At 54.2% G+C, this 17374-nt stretch carries 13 protein-coding genes; 11 read left to right on the forward strand and 2 right to left on the reverse strand.

The annotated features are described in order from the left end of the window. Nucleotides 1–26: 26 nt before the first annotated feature. The 9 genes from ACYVC2_RS18910 (at nt 27) to ACYVC2_RS18950 (ending at nt 14410) form a co-directional block, all read left to right on the forward strand. A complete protein-coding gene (locus ACYVC2_RS18910) occupies nt 27–1559 on the forward strand; it encodes a RagB/SusD family nutrient uptake outer membrane protein (RefSeq protein WP_461104575.1) in 1533 nt (510 codons plus the stop codon). A 297-nt stretch (nt 1560–1856) separates the two neighbouring features. Then, on the forward strand, nt 1857–3896 hold the full coding sequence (locus ACYVC2_RS18915) for a hypothetical protein (RefSeq protein WP_461104577.1): 2040 nt from the start codon (nt 1857–1859) through the stop codon (nt 3894–3896). Between the two features lie 16 nt (nt 3897–3912). Continuing rightward, nucleotides 3913–6135, forward strand: a complete 2223-nt coding sequence (locus ACYVC2_RS18920; protein WP_461104579.1) for an outer membrane protein assembly factor BamB family protein — start codon at nt 3913–3915, stop codon at nt 6133–6135. A 189-nt stretch (nt 6136–6324) separates the two neighbouring features. After that, complete coding sequence (locus ACYVC2_RS18925; protein WP_461104581.1) at nt 6325–7308, forward strand: hypothetical protein; 984 nt, start codon at nt 6325–6327, stop codon at nt 7306–7308. Between the two features lie 50 nt (nt 7309–7358). Beyond that, entirely contained in the window at nt 7359–8723 is a 1365-nt protein-coding gene (locus ACYVC2_RS18930) for an enolase C-terminal domain-like protein (protein WP_461104583.1), read from the forward strand. Between the two features lie 139 nt (nt 8724–8862). Beyond that, nucleotides 8863–10146 carry a glycoside hydrolase family 71/99-like protein gene (locus ACYVC2_RS18935; RefSeq protein WP_461104585.1) on the forward strand — a complete coding sequence of 428 codons (1284 nt, stop codon included), beginning with the start codon at nt 8863–8865 and terminating at the stop codon, nt 10144–10146. After that, complete coding sequence (locus tag ACYVC2_RS18940; RefSeq protein WP_461104587.1) at nt 10146–11708, forward strand: glycoside hydrolase family 43 protein; 1563 nt, start codon at nt 10146–10148, stop codon at nt 11706–11708. The genes ACYVC2_RS18935 and ACYVC2_RS18940 overlap by 1 nt, the downstream gene beginning before the upstream one ends. 185 nt (nt 11709–11893) lie before the next feature. Beyond that, complete coding sequence (locus tag ACYVC2_RS18945) at nt 11894–13285, forward strand: chloride channel protein (RefSeq protein ID WP_461104589.1); 1392 nt, start codon at nt 11894–11896, stop codon at nt 13283–13285. 138 nt (nt 13286–13423) lie between these two features. Next, nucleotides 13424–14410 (forward strand): amidohydrolase family protein, encoded by a 987-nt coding sequence (locus ACYVC2_RS18950; protein ID WP_461104591.1) that lies wholly within the window; start codon nt 13424–13426, stop codon nt 14408–14410. 53 nt (nt 14411–14463) lie between these two features. Here ACYVC2_RS18950 and ACYVC2_RS18955 read toward each other — a convergent pair whose 3' ends face one another. Both ACYVC2_RS18955 and ACYVC2_RS18960 read right to left on the reverse strand, forming a co-directional pair. After that, nucleotides 14464–15570, reverse strand: coding sequence for an alkene reductase (locus ACYVC2_RS18955; protein WP_461104593.1), 1107 nt, complete (start codon nt 15568–15570; stop codon nt 14464–14466). A gap of 100 nt (nt 15571–15670) precedes the next feature. After that, entirely contained in the window at nt 15671–15940 is a 270-nt protein-coding gene (locus ACYVC2_RS18960; protein WP_461104595.1) for an ArsR/SmtB family transcription factor, read from the reverse strand. 408 nt (nt 15941–16348) lie between these two features. On the opposite strand from ACYVC2_RS18960, the gene ACYVC2_RS18965 reads away from it, so the two are divergent. Both ACYVC2_RS18965 and ACYVC2_RS18970 read left to right on the forward strand, forming a co-directional pair. Beyond that, a complete protein-coding gene (locus ACYVC2_RS18965) occupies nt 16349–16669 on the forward strand; it encodes a hypothetical protein (RefSeq protein WP_461104597.1) in 321 nt (106 codons plus the stop codon). A gap of 168 nt (nt 16670–16837) precedes the next feature. Then, the gene (locus tag ACYVC2_RS18970) at nt 16838–17350 is read left to right on the forward strand and encodes a molybdopterin-dependent oxidoreductase (protein WP_461104599.1); all 513 of its coding nucleotides are present in this window, start codon (nt 16838–16840) and stop codon (nt 17348–17350) included. Nucleotides 17351–17374 lie beyond the last annotated feature (24 nt).

A 17374-nucleotide genomic window follows, 5' to 3' on the forward strand; every position in this document is an offset into this window, starting at 1 on the left:
TCAGAATCTTAGTCAGATACAGCATCATGAACACCCGATATTCACTTCTAGTCCTATTCCTGGCCTTGTTTTCGATCAGTGGCTGCCAAAGCCTGGTCGAAGATCCGAAGGGCAGCCTGACGCCGGGAACCTACTTCAAAACCCAGTCCGACCTGGACGCATCCGTGTCGGCTATTTACATCCAGTTTGCTCGCGACGGAGCCTGGGGATTCACCACCCGAAGCACTTCGTATTTCGGCTCCGACGATTTTACCACCGATCCGGGGTTGAACAAAGAAGATTTCCGGCTCTTCGACCGGCTTAGCGGCAGCAGCGGCAACAACAGCCTGGTGGCGCAGTGGCAGGGGCCCTGGCAGGGAATTTACCAGGCCAACAACGTAATTGCCAACTACAGCAAGGTTAGCTCGACCGACGTCCTGAAGAACCAGGCGGCTGGTCAGGCGTATTTTCTGCGGGCGCTGGGCTATTATTACCTGGTCAGAACCTTCGGACCCGTGCCGATCATCCTGACCCAGATCGACGTGAACGACCGCCCACCCCGCGACCCAGTCGACAAGGTATACGCAGCGATCATCAGCGATTTGCAAAAAGCCAAAGAAATGCTGCCCACGTCGTTTCCGGGGCAGCCGGGCAGGGCCAACCAGATGGCGGCCCGGGCGCTGCTGGCGGATGTGTATCTGACCATGACGGGCTGGCCGCTCAACCAGGACAGCAATTACAAACTGGCGGCCGACGAAGCCAGCGCGGTTATGCAGGCGGGGCAGTACAACCTGAACACGGCCTATGCTACGGTGTTCAGCACTAACAACACGTCCGAGTCGATTTTTGGCCTACAGTACAACGTGAGTGGCGGCCTGCCGCTTCGCAGCGCAGGGTCGTCGTCGGTACCGCTCGATGAAATCGCCGTGAACGGCTCCAGCGGCTGGGATGATTACTACCCGGAAATCAATTTCTACAAAAATGCGCCCAAGTGCAGCCGCACCGATGCGACGTTCTACACGACCCTGAAACTGCGCCAGCCCGACGGCAAAACCTTTAAGCTGGTGCCGTGGGATTCGCCGGAAACCCATGCCGGGCACCCGTATTACAAGAAATTCCGGGCGGGTCTGAACGGCGATGGAGTGTCGGAAACAGAAACGACCATCAACGCCATCAATCCCAGCACCAACAAAGTATACGACATTATCCGGTACCCGCTTGTTCTGCTGGCCTATGCCGAAGCCTCGGCCATGGCTGCGGGCGGACCAACGGCCGCTAGTTATAGCGCCATCAATCAGGTACGGAAACGCGCTGGCCTGCCCGATCTGACGCCTGGTCTGTCGGCAACGGCTTTCCGCGATTCGGTGGTGTACGAACGGGCTTACGAGTTTGCGGGTGAATTCGGGGTGCGCTGGTTCGATATTGTTCGGTTGCAACTGCTGCCGAAGATCATCGCGAGCCGAAGTCCGCTGGAAAACCCGATACCGGCGAATGTCAACGTGAGTCAGAAATACCTGGCACCGATCCCTGTCAACGAAATGGCCCGAAATCCGGACTGGAAGCAGAATGACGGCTATTAAACCGGAAGAATTTTTGAAAAAATCTCGCGAATGCATTTATGCGTTCGCGAGGATATAAGGCTCTCATATGTAGGTTAAATCAGAAAGCATAGTAGAGTTTCTGCTATGCTTTTTAGTAAATGACATGCCTTGACTAATTTTCAAGGGCCTGCCTGGATTTAACAAAATAGCCACAGTCGATTTTTGTCATTCCGACGAAGGAGAAATCTTGGGTTATCCTGATTCTTAAGATTTCTCCTTCGTCGGAATGACAAATTACCACCTTTATCCTTTTTAAGAATTCTCTTTTTTCGAAACATGAATACGACAAAAGAATATAATCCGCCAACGAAGCCATCGCCGGGTCGGATTGTCGTCTTTAAACTAATCGGTGTTCTGTTTTCCGTTCTGTTGCTTTGTTTTGTTGAAATACTGCTTCGGCTATTCCAGTATGGGTATGACACCCGGTTATTTATCGACTACCCAGAAGATAAAAACTATCTTATTTTAAATCCGGATGCGTCGAAAAAATATTTTACGAACCAGCGTATTGCGACAACCGGGAATGTCGAAGTATTCAAAAAGAAAAAAGACCCGGCTACCCTGCGCATTTTTGTACTGGGCGAGTCCACTACCATCGGATATCCTTATTTTCATAACGGCTCGTTTCACCGCTGGCTTCAGTACCGGTTAATGCACACCTTTCCAGACCGGAATTTTGAAATCGTCAACCTCGCACTTACAGCCGTCAATTCGTATACAACCCGTGGATTTGCTAAAGAACTGATTGATTACGAGCCGGATGTGGTGCTGATCTATACGGGTCATAACGAATACTACGGTGCGCTGGGCGTCGGCTCGACGGAAACGATCGGAGGTAGTCCGAACCTGGTGAACCTACTGCTGTATCTGCGTCAGTTTCGCATGGTTCAGTTGATGACGAATATTTATGAAGGTATTCAGACGGCTGTAACGCCGAAAGCACAACGTTCGGGTGGGACGCGCATGAAATTGATGGTGGCCGATCAGCAGATTCCGTATGGGTCTGACTTATACCAGCGCGGTGTCGAACAGTTTCATTCGAATATGGACCAGACGCTGGCTACATTGTCTGAACATAACATTCCGGTTTTTATCAGTAATCTGGTCAGCAACGAAAAAGACCTACCACCCTTTGTGAGTTTTTCGGTCGATTCCCTGAAATTTCCTGCGTTCAAAACGAATTATACGTTGGGCATAAAGGCGTTTTCGGATAAGAAATTTTCGGAAGCTTACCGGTATTTTAAACTGGCCGATCAAGCCTTTAACCGTCACGCACTTTGTACGTATTATTTAGGCAAAACAGCCTATTTGTTAGGCGATTATGGGCAGGCGAAAACCTACTTCTCGAAAGCACGCGATTTGGATGGTTTGCGGTTTCGTGCCCCTGAATCATTAAATGAAATCCTGAAGCAGCTTTGTCAAAAATATAAGGGTACATTTCTGGTTGATACAAAAGCCATTTTTGAAGCCAGTTCAGTGCACAATATCATTGGCGACGAGCTGATTCTAGAGCACGTTCACCCAAATCTGAGCGGTTACGCGCTGTTGTCCGATGCCTTCTATGAAGCCCTGAAACACCAAAAAATTGTGGCTGTTGACAAAAGTAGCGAAATCAGTTTTGCTCAACTGGTGCAGCGGATGCCCCTGACGAAGATCGACTCGCTGGCGGGCCAGTATAAAGTGGCCAATCTGAAGCGGAACTGGCCGTTTAGTACGGTCATGCAGGCCGATACATTTGCGGTTACTTCCGAAGAAGAAAAGATAGCGTATGCCCTGACCTTTCAGCAGCTTCCGTGGCCGGATGCCACGGGCCAATTGTATGATTTTTACCTGAACCACCACGAGCCGGAAAAAGCCAGAAAGACCGTAGAAGCACTGGTGCTGGAATACCCGACTGATGCGCGGTATTCCGAAAAAACGGCCATGCTTAGTGGCGAAACGAAGGATACAGAAGACGCTATTTTTTACTTTAAAAAAGCCTTTGCGTTGGCTCCTACCTTTGAGAAAGCACGGTATCTGTTTGTGCTTTACCTACAGCTCGACCGGCCTTCGGAAGCCATGCCGTATCTGGATTACGCCATTCAGCACAACAGCTCGCAGTTCGGGCTGAGTCCGGTGAAAGCGTATGCCGAACAGGTCATCGACCTGAAGAAAACCCTGGCCCACGACCCGACGAACGTACCGGTTCTGGCCCAGATTGCGCAGGCGTATTACCGGATGGATAACAAAGAGGTTGCGGCTGCTTACCTGAAAAAAATAATAACGATCGATGCTGGTAACAAAGACGCACGGGCTCTGCTGTCGCGGATAAACTAAAGAGACTTACGGACCAATGAATACAAGCAGAAAATGGGTCGATAAAGCCGCCTGCGCTGGTGCACCTGGCCAAATTATGGTCGTGGGACTATTGCTCGGAAGCGCGCTGTTCTACGGCATGCAGGAACGCGATGTCCCTCAGCAGGCGGGGCGCGACTGGCCCAACTATGGCGGAAACAAAGCCGGTAACCGGTATTCGCCCTTGACCCAGATTAACCTTCAGAATGTAAAAAATTTACAGGTTGCCTGGATGTACGATGCTTCGGAACAGCCCGACCCGGCGAATCCGGGTCGCCGGAGAGACCGGGCCATTCAGTGCCAGCCGATTGTGGTGAACGGGGTGCTGTATGGTACCACTCCCGAGCTGAAGCTCTTTGCCCTGAAAGCGGGTACGGGCGAGCAGCTCTGGAAATTCGAACCATCGAAAAATGACCGGCTGAACTCGAACCGGGGCGTGGTGTACTGGGAAAATGGCGAGGACAAACGGATACTTTATACAGTTGGGTCCAGCCTCTATGCGGTCAACGCGCAGACGGGTCAGGGCATTCCCAGCTTCGGCACCGATGGAAAGACGGACCTGCACCAGGGGCTGCAAACGAACCTGGACCACGACGTGAGCAAGCTGTCGGTCAACGCGACCTCGCCCGGTATCGTGTACCGCAACACGTTCATCATCGGGTCGAGCGTGTCGGAGTCGGGCGACGCGGCTCCGGGTCACGTGCGGGCGTTCGACGTGATTACGGGCAAGCTCAAATGGGTGTTTCACACGATTCCGCAGCCCGGCGAGTTCGGCTACGACACCTGGCCACCCGATGCGTATAAGAAAATTGGCGCGACGAATAACTGGAGCGGCATGTCACTCGACGACAAGCGGGGCGTGGTGTATTTCGGGACCGGTTCGCCCGCTTCGGATTTCTACGGCGGTGACCGCAAAGGGCAGAATCTGTTTGCCAACTGCATCATGGCGCTGGATGCCGAAACCGGCAAGATGAAGTGGTATTACCAGACCATTCACCACGACCTGTGGGACCGTGACCATCCCAGCCCGCCGAATCTGACGACTGTAATGCATCATGGAAAACCGGTCGACGCCGTCGTGCAGGCAACCAAAGACGGTCTGGTATACGTGCTCGATCGCGACAAAGGAACCTCGTTGTTCCCGGTGGAAGAACGCAAGGTGCCGGTAAACGGATTGCCCGGCGAACATCCGTGGCCGACGCAGCGATACCCGCTCAAACCCCAGCCGCTGAGTCGCCAGGTGTATACCGAGGCCGACATTACCGACCTTTCGCCCGAAGCACACGCGTACATAAAAGATCGCTTTCTGAAGCTCCGCACAACCAATAAGTTTGCTCCGCCAAGTACCAATGGCACGCTGCTCTTCGGCTACAGCGGGGGTGCAGAATGGGGCGGCAACGCCATCGACCCCGAGGGAATTCTGTATCAGAATGTCAATGAGGAGCCCTGGGAGCTGGTCATGACCGAACGGGCCGGTATCAACTCGCAGAACAAGCCCCTAACGGCCGGCAATGCCCTGTATGTCGCCAACTGCTCGGCCTGCCATGGGCTGGACCGGAAAGGAAGTGGCCCCGAACTGCCAGCGCTGGTGAACATCGGCAAAAAGCGGTCGGCGGAGGAGATTAAAGCCATTCTGAAGACGGGCAGTGGCCGCATGCCGTCGTTCCAGCAACTGTCGGAAAAGGAACGCGACGCGATTGTCGCCTTTCTGCTGAATACCGAAACCGGCCCGGCGAACGTGGCCAGCACAAAACCGGCCCCGGCAGCGCAAACGGGCAAAGATGGCTTCCCGTACGTACCTGCTTACGTGGGTAAAGTCTGGCAGCGGTTTACGGACCAGAACGGCTACCCCGGCATTAAGCCACCCTGGGGTACGTTGAACGCCATCGACCTGAATACCGGCAACTACCTCTGGCGCGTGCCACTGGGCGAGTACCCGGAGCTGACCAAAAAAGGCATTCCCATTACCGGAACCGACAGCTACGGTGGGCCACTGGCCACAGCGGGTGGCCTGGTGTTCATTGCCGGTACGAAAGACGAGAAGATCCGCGCGTTCGATAAGAAAACCGGTAAGGTCGTCTGGGAGTACCAACTACCCGCGGGCGGTTTTGCCACCCCGATCAGCTACGAAGTGGCCGGCAAACAGTACGTGGTCATTGCGGCCGGTGGAGGAAGAGGGCAGAAAATTGGCGGAAACTACATCGCCTTTGCGTTGAAATAAATGGAGCTGTTTCGGATGTTAACTGGAATATATACTCAATTGCTGGTCGTACGCTGAGTTTGTCATTCCGACCGGTCCGCCGGTGCGGCAGGAGGAATCTTGAGGTAAAGCAATCCTTAAGATTCCTCCTGCCGCACCGGCGGACCGGTCGGAATGACAAACTCATTCATTACCCTAAACAGTTTCAGCATGAAACGACTCATCAACTGCCTCCTTGTCGGCCTCATTGCCGGTGTGAGTATGGGCTTGAAACCCAGTCTGGACGTACCGCAGGCGGAGATTACCAACGGGCTGGTCCGGGCACAGCTTTACCTGCCAGATGGCGTAAACGGCTATTATCGGGGTACCCGCTTCGACTGGTCGGGGGTGGTGGCCAGCCTCGATTACAACGGGCATAGCTACCACGGCCAATGGTTTGATACCTACAACCCGACTACCCACGACGCCATCATCGGGCCCGTCGAGGAGTTTGGGCCGTTGGGGTATGCCGAAGCCCAGCCGGGGGAGAGCTTTGTCAAGATCGGTGTTGGTAGACTGACCAAAACGGACGCAAAAGTGTATAACTCGTTCCGGCTCTATACCATTGCCGACGCGGGTAAGTGGACCGTAAAAACGAAAGCCGATCAGGCGCAGTTCCGGCATACGCTCACGGATCAGCATTATGGTTACGACTACCAGAAGGCCCTGAAACTAGCCAAAGGAAAGCCCGAACTGATCATTACCCACAGCCTGAAAAACACGGGCGATCGAACCCTCGAAACGACGGTTTACGACCATAATTTTTTCGTGATCGATCAGCAGCCCACCGGGCCGGGTTATGCCGTTACGCTGCCTACCGATGATCTGTCGGCCGAAGGAGGCAAAGGGGTAGGGGAGATCGTCAAACTTCAGGCCAATCAGCTGGTCTACCTGCGCGATCTGCAGAAGCGGGAGCAGGCGTATTTTCCCGACCTGACGGCCGGCAAACCCGTCGCCTACAAACTGACGGTTGAAAACACGAAAACGGGGGCGGGCGTGAACGTAACCAGCGACCGGGCCATCGACCGGCTGGTATTCTGGTCGTCGTCTACCACGGTTTGCCCGGAACCCTACCTCAATCTCAAAATCGAGCCCGGAAAAACGGTCAGCTGGCAGCTTACCTATCAGTACTACACCAAAGACAGGAGCAAGTAAGCCAATCAGGCGGAATAACTTTTATCATAAATGAATTGAATAAACCCTGTATGAAAAAGCCAGAACTACAGTCAGAAGCCAGTCGTCGGAATGCGTTAAAAATGCTGGGATTAGGGTCGACCGCCGGAATTTTCGGCTTGTTCGACAGCCCAAAAGCCCGGGCCGAAAATTACGTCGCGCCTGCCTATGCCAAAGGTGCAGCTCCTGTGACCATTAAGAGCGTACGGGCCATTACAACCGCACCGGGCGGCTCGAACCTGGTGATCGTGAAAGTGGAAACCTCTGAGCCGGGCTTGTATGGGCTGGGTTGTGCGACGTTTACGCAACGCGCTCTGGTTGTAGTACCGGCCATCAATACCTACCTGAACGAATTTTGCGTCGGCAAAGACGTCGACAACATCGAAGACATGTGGCAGTCGGCCTACGTCAGCTCCTACTGGCGCAATGGACCTGCCCTCAATAACGCCCTCTCGGGACTCGATCAGGCGCTATGGGACATTAAAGGCAAACGGGCCAATATGCCGGTTTATCAACTGCTGGGTGGAAAGGCGCGGTTTGCCGTCGATACGTACACCCACGCCAGCGGACCCACACCCGAAGCCATTGCCGACCGGGTGCAGCAGTTTATGGAGATGGGTTTCCGCCATGTCCGGATTCAGCAGGGCGGCTACGGGGGTGTGGGCGCCATGGCCTACCTGAAACCCGACTTCAAAGTGGCTGGCTTCGGTAAGGAGACGGACGATTTCTCCGATCAGCGGACGTACCTCAAGCGCGTTCCGAAGATGTTCGATGTGGTACGCAAACGCTGTGGCGAAGACGTGCAACTGCTGCACGACATGCACGAACTGACCGAGCCCATCGACGCCATCAACATGATCAGGGGGCTGGAAGAATACCGTCCGTTCTTCATCGAAGACCCGTTTTCGCCCGAAAACATGAGCTGGTTCAAGCAGCTCCGCCAGGTAACGTCGGTGCCAATTGCGATGGGCGAACTGTTCAACAACACTAACGAATTCAAGGAGCCGATGGCGAATCATCTGTTCGATTTCATTCGCATCCACATTTCGCAGATCGGTGGGATTACCCCGGCCATGAAAGTAGCGCGGCTGGGCGAATGGTTCAACGTCAGGACGGCCTGGCACGGACCGGGCGACACCTCACCGGTAGGGCACGCAGCCAACAATAGCATTGACATTGCCGTTTGGAACTTTGGCATTCAGGAGTCGCAGATGTTCAGTGACAAAGTGAAAGAGGTGTTTCCGGGCTGCCCGACCATTAAAAACGGGTATTACCACGTCAGCGAGTCGCCCGGTCTGGGCATCGACATCAACGAGAAAGAAGCCGCCAAATACCCGATCGGTACCAAATCCCGGTGGACCGTTCGCAAAAGCGACGGTACGATTCTGAAGCCGTAAGATGCCGAATTTAAACTGTTCAGGCTATTTTTTGTCATCCCGACGCAGGAGGGATCTTGAGGACTGATTTACCTCAAGATCCCTCCTGCGTCGGGATGACAAAGAGACGCCCTCGACATTGTTTTTTGTTTTCAACGTCATGAAAGTACGTTCTTACCTGAGCTTCGTTCTGCTCATTATGCTCGCGTTGACCGGGAAAAGCCAGTCGGCCGAGGTGCACTACGACGAAACGGGTTGTTTGTACACCCAGTACCGCGGTCTGGTGATGGCCGGCTATCAGGGCTGGTTTACGGCGCAGGGCGATTCGGCCGACCGCGGCTGGCACCATTATGAGAAACGCGGGAAGTTCGAGCCTGGGTATGCGTCCATCGATTTCTGGCCGGATACCCAGGAATACCCAACGACTTACAAAACGGCTTTTGAATACCCGACGGGCGAAGCCGCCTACGTCTACAGCCCTTACGACGAGACCAGCGTCGATCTGCACTTCAAGTGGATGAAGGACTACGGGATCGACGGCGTGTTCATGCAGCGGTTTCTGGTCGAAGTCAAGTCGGAGAAAGGTAAGCGGCATTTCAATAAAGTGCTGATGAACGCCCTGAAAGCCTCGAAAAAATACGGTCGGGCGCTCTGCATTATGTACGACCTCAGCGGCTCGACGGCGGCCGACCTGGATTTGCTCGTCAGCGATTGGAACGAGCTGCAGCAACTGTTCGCGTTGTTCGACAATCAGGAAAATCCGACTTACCTGCGCCACAACGGACGACCGCTACTGGCCATCTGGGGCGTGGGGTTCAACGACAACCGGAACTACACCATCAGCGATATTCAGCGTCTGGTCGATACCCTCAAAGGGCCAACCCGAAAAACCTCCATTCTGCTGGGCGTACCCTATTACTGGCGAACGATGACGAAGGATACCGAGCGGTCCGACCTGCTGCCTGCCGTGATCAAAAGTGCCGATATCATCATGCCCTGGGCGGTCGGGCGCTACAATCCAACCACCTATAAGTCGGTCGCAACCAAAACTCTGAAGGGTGACATCGCCTGGTGCCAGGCGGCTAACGTCGACTACGTGCCGCTGGTGTTTCCGGGTTTTAGCTGGGGAAATCTGAAAAACAGTCCAACGGTCTACAACCAGATTCCGCGTCAGAATGGCAATTTCCTCTGGCAGCAGGTGGTGGGTGCCCGGCAGGCGGGCGCGCAGAGTCTGTATGTCGCCATGTTTGACGAAGTCGACGAGGGAACCGCTATTTTCAAAACCAAAAAGGAGGGTGACTTGCCGGTAAACGGCGACGGCAAATTCGTGGGCATCGAGGCCAATCTGGATTCGGATTATTACCTTTGGCTTACCGGTCAGGCCGCCAACTGGTTTCATGGCCTGGCGGGATACCGTTCCCAAAAGCCTTCCCGGTCCAATTAATGATCCAACGATTCCTTGCCTGCCTGTTTTTCGTTTCGATGGCTACGGGCTGTCTGGCGCAGGTTCCCAGGCCATCAGGTACCACCATCACTTACCACAATCCGGTTATTCCGGGCGATTTTGCCGACCCGTCGGTGATTCGCGTGGGCGACACGTATTACGCGGTTGGTACGTCGTCGGAGTGGGGTCCGGCTTACCCGATCTACACCTCGAAAGACCTGGTCAACTGGTCGTACGTAGGGCCGGTGTTTGCAACGCTGCCTGACTGGACGATGGGCAGTTTCTGGGCACCCGAGCTTTTTTACCGAAACGGCACTTTTTATGTGTATTACACCGCCCGCCGGAAATCCGACAAACGGTCGTATATCGGCGTAGCCATGACCCGCGACCTTCGCAAAGGCTTTACCGACCAGGGGTTGCTGATCGAATGGACGTCCGAAGCCATCGATGCGTTCGTGATTGAAGACGGTGGAAAACTGTACATTACCTGGAAAGCCTACGGGCTCGACAAAGGAAAAGACATCGAGATTCTGGGTGCCGAACTGGCTCCGGATGGGTTAAAAGTGACCGGCAAAGCGTTTACGCTGATAAAAGCTGACCGGAACACCTGGGAATCGGGTGGGGCCGAGGGGCAAGCCATCTTTAAGCGGGGTCGGTATTATTACATGACTTATTCGGGAAATGCCTGCTGCGGCCCTCGCTGCAATTATCAGGTTGGACTGGCCCGCGCCGAGAAACTCCAGGGACCGTGGGAGAAATACGCCGGGAACCCGGTGCTGATCAGTGACGATAACTGGAAATGCCCAGGCCACGGAACCGTCGTCACCACGCCCGACAACCGCTACTACTACCTGCATCATGCCTACAACGCCGTCGATTTTACCTACACGGGCCGGCAGGGCGTCTTGAGCGAACTGGTATGGGACGATAAGATCCAGTGGCCCGCCTTTCGCTATGGTCTCGCCACACCCGCGCAGGCCGAATCGCCCCTGAAAACCGATCAGAAAACCGAACTGGACCTAACGGCCGACTTTAGCAAAACGACCGCTTCCGTTCCCTGGTTTTGGGATGTGAGCCTACCCAAGCCGGCGTATTCAGTCGCGGATGACCAGTTGCGTTTAACCAGTAATAGTACTACGCCGACGGGCAGTTTTCTGGGACTGGTGATCAAAAAAGGGACGTACACCCTGGCAGCGAAAGTGATTCCGCAGGCCGATGTGCTGCAAAGTATATGCCTGTATGGCGATGCCAGCAACGCGCTGGGTCTGGGGGTTCGGAACGGTACGCTGGTGTTGTGGCAGGTGAAAGACGGAACGCATACGGAACTGAAAACCCAGCCTATTCCTGATAATCCCGCTTCGGTCAGTCTGCAACTGCGGAGCCATGCCGGACAGTTCTATGAGTTCGGCTGGCAGACGGATGGGGGTAAATGGCAGCATCTGACCGAAACCATACTCGACGGTTCCTACCTGCCCCGCTGGGACCGGGCTCCGCGCATGGGCTTCAGCGTGTCTGGAGCTGGCACAGGCCGTATTCAGTCGATTCAACTGAAATACGACTAGCTCCGTGGTAGCGAAGCGCTGGCTTCGGGTGCATATTGGCAGCTTTTTCGTTACACCCGAAGCCAGCGCTTCGCTACTACAGATTGTCAGGAAACTTAAAATTTGCTTAGAATTAACCTGCCTGTCAATCAGATTTCGGCTACAGCCGTTTAGTTAAGAAATAGCCTTGTTCTCATCTCTGACAAATGGCCGATCGACCTTCCCGATACGCGCAGGTGCTGGCCTGGCTTGATCAGCATCTGATCAAACGACTTTACACCGAGCGGGTCCGCCGGATAATTTTACAAAGTTTACCCTTCTGGATCGCTTCGCTGGTGACCGGACTTGTAGCCGTTGGCTACGAAGAGCTATTCGTGTGGGCTGAGCAAACCAGCTTTCGATGGCTCCATACAACTCCGTCTTTATTTTTTCTCCTGACTCCGGCTTGCTTCGTACTGGCCTGGCTATTAGTTGTTAAGCTGGCTCCGGCCGCCCGGGGGAGTGGTATTCCGCAGGTGATGGCCAGCATTGAGTTGTCTGAACCGACTACGCATGCTCATACCGCCTACCTGCTCAGTCTGCGGGTTGCGGCTGTCAAATTGCTAAGCAGCGTGGTGCTTCTCATCGGAGGAGGTGTTATTGGCCGGGAGGGTCCGACCATTCAGATTTCGGCCGCTATTTTTCGGGTCATCAACCGGCTACAACCGGCGGGCTGGCCGCAATTGTCGCGACAAATTGCACTCGTGACGGGTGGAGCGGCCGGGCTGGCGGCCGCTTTCAACACACCGTTGGGTGGTATTGTGTTTGTAGTTGAAGAACTGACGCAGACTCACATCACCCGTTTCAGGACGGCCGTTTTCACGGCGGTTATCATTGCGGGCATGACGGCGCAGGCCATCCAGGGACCTTATTTGTACCTGGGATTTCCAAAAGTGACGGCCTCGACGGGCTGGTTTCTGGGAATCGTTGTCTTTGCGGCCATGATCTGTGGGTTAGCGGGTGCTTTCTTTGCCCGCGCTTTGTTGTGGCTCAATGCCTACCGTCGGCGGTTCCATACCTTACCCGAACAGGCAGGATGGGTAATTTTCTGTGGGTTGCTCATGGCTGGCTTGGCTTATGGCCTGGGGGTCGATGCTATTGGAACCGGTAAGCCCATCATCAATCGACTTCTCTTTCAAAACGATCATCAGACGCCCTGGTATCTTTTTCCGGTTCGGTTTGCGGGTATGGCACTTAGTTACAGCAGTGGAGCTGCAGGTGGTGTTTTTGCAACATCGCTGAGCGCCGGGGCTATTCTGGGCGATGCGCTCTCCCGGCTGGCTCGTGTAGCGCCGAGTGATACGAACCTAGTTATTCTGGTCAGTATGGTCAGCTTTCTGACGGGCGTTGTTCGCTCGCCGTTCACGGCCGCCATTCTGGTGCTGGAAATGACGGATCGGCATTCGGCTATTTTTCAGCTCCTGCTGGGTGGTCTGATGGCGCAGGGGGCCGCGTCGCTCGTCGATCCGGTTTCATTCTATGAGCACCTGAAAGCCGGCTTTATGCGTGAAGCCATCGCCCAATCGCCACCGAACCGTCCGGAACAGGCAGCAGGGTAAGCAGGAAAAGAAAATTTGAGTGGAAAAGTAAATACTACCGGAGCCGGTGTTTTGGAAACGGGTAAATTAAGTCATTTTTAACCGGCGACACCAGTGGTTGCCGTACCTTACCCAATCAAATTTATACCCAGTTGACCTATGAGAATTTTTCCCCTTTTTGTGGCCTGCCTGATGGTGGCAGGCATTTCCGTCGCGCAGACGACTGTACCGCGCCGACCCCTGCCGATCATTGACGTCCACGTGCACGCCATGAAGGTCAATCCCAGTTTCTCGCTTGAGATGTGTCCGTGGTTTTTACGGGATATGCCCGGTGGTGATCCGAATCAGCAGATGCGGGCGTTCCTCAACACCGAGTGCGTCGATCCGCTGAAACCCGCCAAATCCGATCAGGAAATGCAGGCTGCCGTGCTGGAAACCATGCAACGGCTCAACATGACCATTGTGGCCTTCGGCGATCCGCAAATGTTGCGGCAATGGAAAAAGGCCGCTCCGGACCGGGTAATTCCGGGTATTGGCGTGAGTTCGCCGGATGAAATGAGCGTAAAAGCCTTCAGCGATTCGCTGTCTTCTGGTTTTTATCAGGTAATGGGAGAGGTAGCCCCTCAGTACCGGGGACTTTCGCCCAGCGACATGAGCCTGGACCCTTATTTTGCCGTAGCCGAAAAACTGAATATTCCCGTGGGTATTCACATGGGAACGGGCGGTAACGGAATGGCCAACATCACGCAGGCCAAATACCGGGCTTCGCTGGGACGGCCGTTTCTGCTGGAAGATCTGCTGGCGCGCCACCCGAAGCTGAAAGTATGGGTGATGCACGCGGGCTATCCAATGGCGGATGAGATGATTGCACTAATGGGGGCCAATGCCTACGTGTACGTGGACCTGGCTGGTTTTATCTGGAGTTATCCGCAGGCCGAAATTCACGCGTATATCAAGCGGCTGGTGCAGGCAGGCTTCGGCAAACGTATTCTGTACGGAACGGATTTTATGATCTGGCCCAAGCTGTTCGAAACATCCATTAGCGTGATCGAAAACGCCGATTATCTGTCCTTCGATCAGAAACGCGACATTCTGTTCAACAATGCTGTCCGCTTTTTCCGGCTGGATGCCAATAAGTTCAAGTGATGATTTTTGCAACTGCCCTTCCATTAGCTGAAGGGCAGTTGCAAAAGTATAGTTTACACGAGCACTTCGGCCAGCGTTGGGTAGTCGGTAAATCCTTGCGCAAAGCCGTTCGGACCGGGCGCGTAGAACGTGGCTGGGTCGGGCAGGGCTAACTCCGCTCCGGTAGCCATCCGCTCGACCAGATCGGGGTTGGCAATGAAGGGACGACCAAAGGCAATCAGGTCGGCCTGACCGCTGGCCAGATCGGCTTCGCCCCGCTCGACATCGTAACTGCCACACAGAATCAGGGTGCCTTTGTAACCTTCGCGGATAGCGGCTACCGTTTCGGCCGGAACCGCCGGAGCGCCCAGGCCCGAGTGATCGACCAGGTGCACGTAAACCGCTCCCAGTTGATTCAGTTGTTCGGCCAGGTACACATACAGGTCGTGGGTATCTTCGGCATGAGGCAGCAAATCGCCCGCGGCCCCGAACGGCGACAGCCGCACGCCCACCTTATCAGCGCCGATGGCTTCAATCGCCTGCCCAACGATTTCCAGTAAGAAGCGAGCCCGGTTTTCAACCGAACCACCGTATTCGTCGGTCCGTTGATTGCTCCGATCACTCAAAAACTGCTCGATCAGGTAGCCATTCGCTCCGTGGAGTTCGATGCCATCGAACCCGGCCTTTACCGCGTTCCGGGCGGCCTGAACAAATTCAGCGATAGCGGCCCGAACGTCGGCCGTAGTCATTTGTTCGGGTGTCGCGTTCGGAACCAGACCTTCTGAATCTGTCCACATATCGCCTGCTGCGGCTACGGACGAGGGTGCCAGAATCTGAGCTCCCTCCGGAAGGTTGGCCGCATGGGCAATCCGGCCCGTGTGCATGAGTTGCACAAAAATCTTACCGCCTTTTTGGTGAACCGCTTCCGTCACGTCTTTCCAGGCTTCGACTTGCTGGTCGCTGAAAATTCCCGGAATGCGGGCGTAGCCTAATCCATTGGGTGAGGGGGATGTTCCCTCAGTGATGATCAGCCCGGCCGAGGCACGTTGGGCATAATACTGTGCGATCAGCTCGTTGGGCACATTGCCGATGGCACGGCTGCGGGTCATGGGAGCCATGACGATGTGGTTCGTCAGGGTTAAGTTGCCGAGAGTGGCGGGGGAAAATAATCTCTGGCTCATGCGCTTGAGAATTTAATGAGTTGGTAGGCTTTCGCCTGGGTAAATTCTCCTGACTAACGCATTTATATATTTAAAAGTTTGGATGGATTTAATAAAAAAATTAGGTCAGTCCGGTTAGAAAGTCCGTCAATTGCTGGATGGCATCTTTGTTCAGGTGTAGCTGTACGTTGCGGCCTTCCTTCGTGGAATTCACCAGGCCGGAGTCGATAAGGAGCTTAATATGGTGAGAAACACAAGGTTGAGACAGACCGACCAGCTCGATCACCTCGGCATTGGTCAGGGTTTCTTTCTTTTTAAGTTCGAGCAGAATAGACAGCCGCGCTTTGTCGGCAATGGCCCCCGTCGCTTTCTCAACGAATTTATTGTCCATAGGTAATTGTTGTGATGTTCAGCCAGTAACTAGTACTTATCGGGCAAGTACAAATTAACAACATTTTGGTCAGGATGGTGCCGCCGTTTAATCAAGTCTCGTTTGGGTCCGAGAGGAGGAAATAAGCAGCTGGGTATTTATGGTTAGAGTCAGTGAAATACCGCGTGGTTTGTCCTGCCGCACCGGCGAACAGACTAAGACTCCTTATGTGACCCCGACGGGGTCATACCGGGAATGTGAATACCGGAGCCATGTTCTACAAGACGAAACTTTACAATATAACAACTCACTTACCACCAGGCTTTTGAGGAGAAATTTTCAACACTCAGTTTGTAAATGAGTTGATACTACGGAGGTGATCATAACTGGTTGCCGGTAGCTCATCCCATCACATAAATCACGACCTGAATGACGATTGAATTGTATGCCATTCCTGAGGCTACTCAGCCTGAACATCCCGAATTGCCCATCTCCAATACGGTTGGCGAACTGCCCGAACAGGAACCGACGCTTGATTTAGGCGAGTTGCTGGGCAGCTTTTCGTCGGAGGAAGAAGCACTGGCGTTTATCAACGAGCGGGTTGCCACCCAGGACCAGCAGGTGGTCGATACGCACAGCGCACCTTTCAACGATTATACCCACGTCGAATGGCTGACCATCACCATTCAGACCCAGGACCAGCAGACGCGAACTGAAAACTATTATCTGGTAACAGACGAAGGATATTAGCCAGCCTGGTGCAGATAAGGCCGGGTTTAGTCGGCGAAAACGTTATATTTGCTCAACTATAACGGCCGCCGGGAGCGTTCACATAAATTGTCGGCTTGCATCGGCGTTTTCGGTTGATGCGATGGGCATAACCGCGCTGGGGCTGGTCATAACTCCGACAGATTTACAATGAACCTACATAACCTGATATCTGGCGCTGGTCAACGCATGGCTGGCCTGTTACTTACATGTTGTCTGTTGGCTGGAGCAAGTTACGGGCAAACTGCACTGACCGTTTCTGGCGAGGTAACCAAACCACTGACGCTTCAGGCGGCCGATCTGAAAGCAATGCCCCATACGGAAGTAACGGACAAAGATCGCGACGGCAAAGAACACCGCTATTCGGGGGTTCCGCTGATCGAGTTGCTCAGGCAGGCCGGAGCCACGGTTGGTGGCGAACTGCGGGGTAAAAACCTGGCTAAATTTGCAGTTGTGAAAGCCACCGATGGGTACGAAGTAGTGTTTGCTCTCCCCGAACTCGATCCCGAATTTGCTACACGAACCGTTTTGCTGGCCGATAGCGTCGATGGCGCACCGTTGGCCGCCGGTGTAGGACCGTATCGGGTGATTGTCCCAGGAGAGAAAAAGCCCGCCCGCTGGATTCGGGAGGTTAAATCGATCGAGATTCGGTCTGCTAAATAGACTGGAGATGAACGGGTTGAGTAT

It is taken from the genome of Spirosoma koreense, assembly GCF_054777875.1.

Coding starts and splice junctions, on each gene's coding strand:
- ACYVC2_RS18910 (WP_461104575.1), top strand. CDS start 27: ATGAACACCCGATATTCACTTCTAGTCCTATTCCTGGCCTTGTTTTCG.
- ACYVC2_RS18915 (WP_461104577.1), top strand. CDS start 1,857: ATGAATACGACAAAAGAATATAATCCGCCAACGAAGCCATCGCCGGGT.
- ACYVC2_RS18920 (WP_461104579.1), top strand. CDS start 3,913: ATGAATACAAGCAGAAAATGGGTCGATAAAGCCGCCTGCGCTGGTGCA.
- ACYVC2_RS18925 (WP_461104581.1), top strand. CDS start 6,325: ATGAAACGACTCATCAACTGCCTCCTTGTCGGCCTCATTGCCGGTGTG.
- ACYVC2_RS18930 (WP_461104583.1), top strand. CDS start 7,359: ATGAAAAAGCCAGAACTACAGTCAGAAGCCAGTCGTCGGAATGCGTTA.
- ACYVC2_RS18935 (WP_461104585.1), top strand. CDS start 8,863: ATGAAAGTACGTTCTTACCTGAGCTTCGTTCTGCTCATTATGCTCGCG.
- ACYVC2_RS18940 (WP_461104587.1), top strand. CDS start 10,146: ATGATCCAACGATTCCTTGCCTGCCTGTTTTTCGTTTCGATGGCTACG.
- ACYVC2_RS18945 (WP_461104589.1), top strand. CDS start 11,894: ATGGCCGATCGACCTTCCCGATACGCGCAGGTGCTGGCCTGGCTTGAT.
- ACYVC2_RS18950 (WP_461104591.1), top strand. CDS start 13,424: ATGAGAATTTTTCCCCTTTTTGTGGCCTGCCTGATGGTGGCAGGCATT.
- ACYVC2_RS18955 (WP_461104593.1), bottom strand. CDS start 15,570: ATGAGCCAGAGATTATTTTCCCCCGCCACTCTCGGCAACTTAACCCTG.
- ACYVC2_RS18960 (WP_461104595.1), bottom strand. CDS start 15,940: ATGGACAATAAATTCGTTGAGAAAGCGACGGGGGCCATTGCCGACAAA.
- ACYVC2_RS18965 (WP_461104597.1), top strand. CDS start 16,349: ATGACGATTGAATTGTATGCCATTCCTGAGGCTACTCAGCCTGAACAT.
- ACYVC2_RS18970 (WP_461104599.1), top strand. CDS start 16,838: ATGAACCTACATAACCTGATATCTGGCGCTGGTCAACGCATGGCTGGC.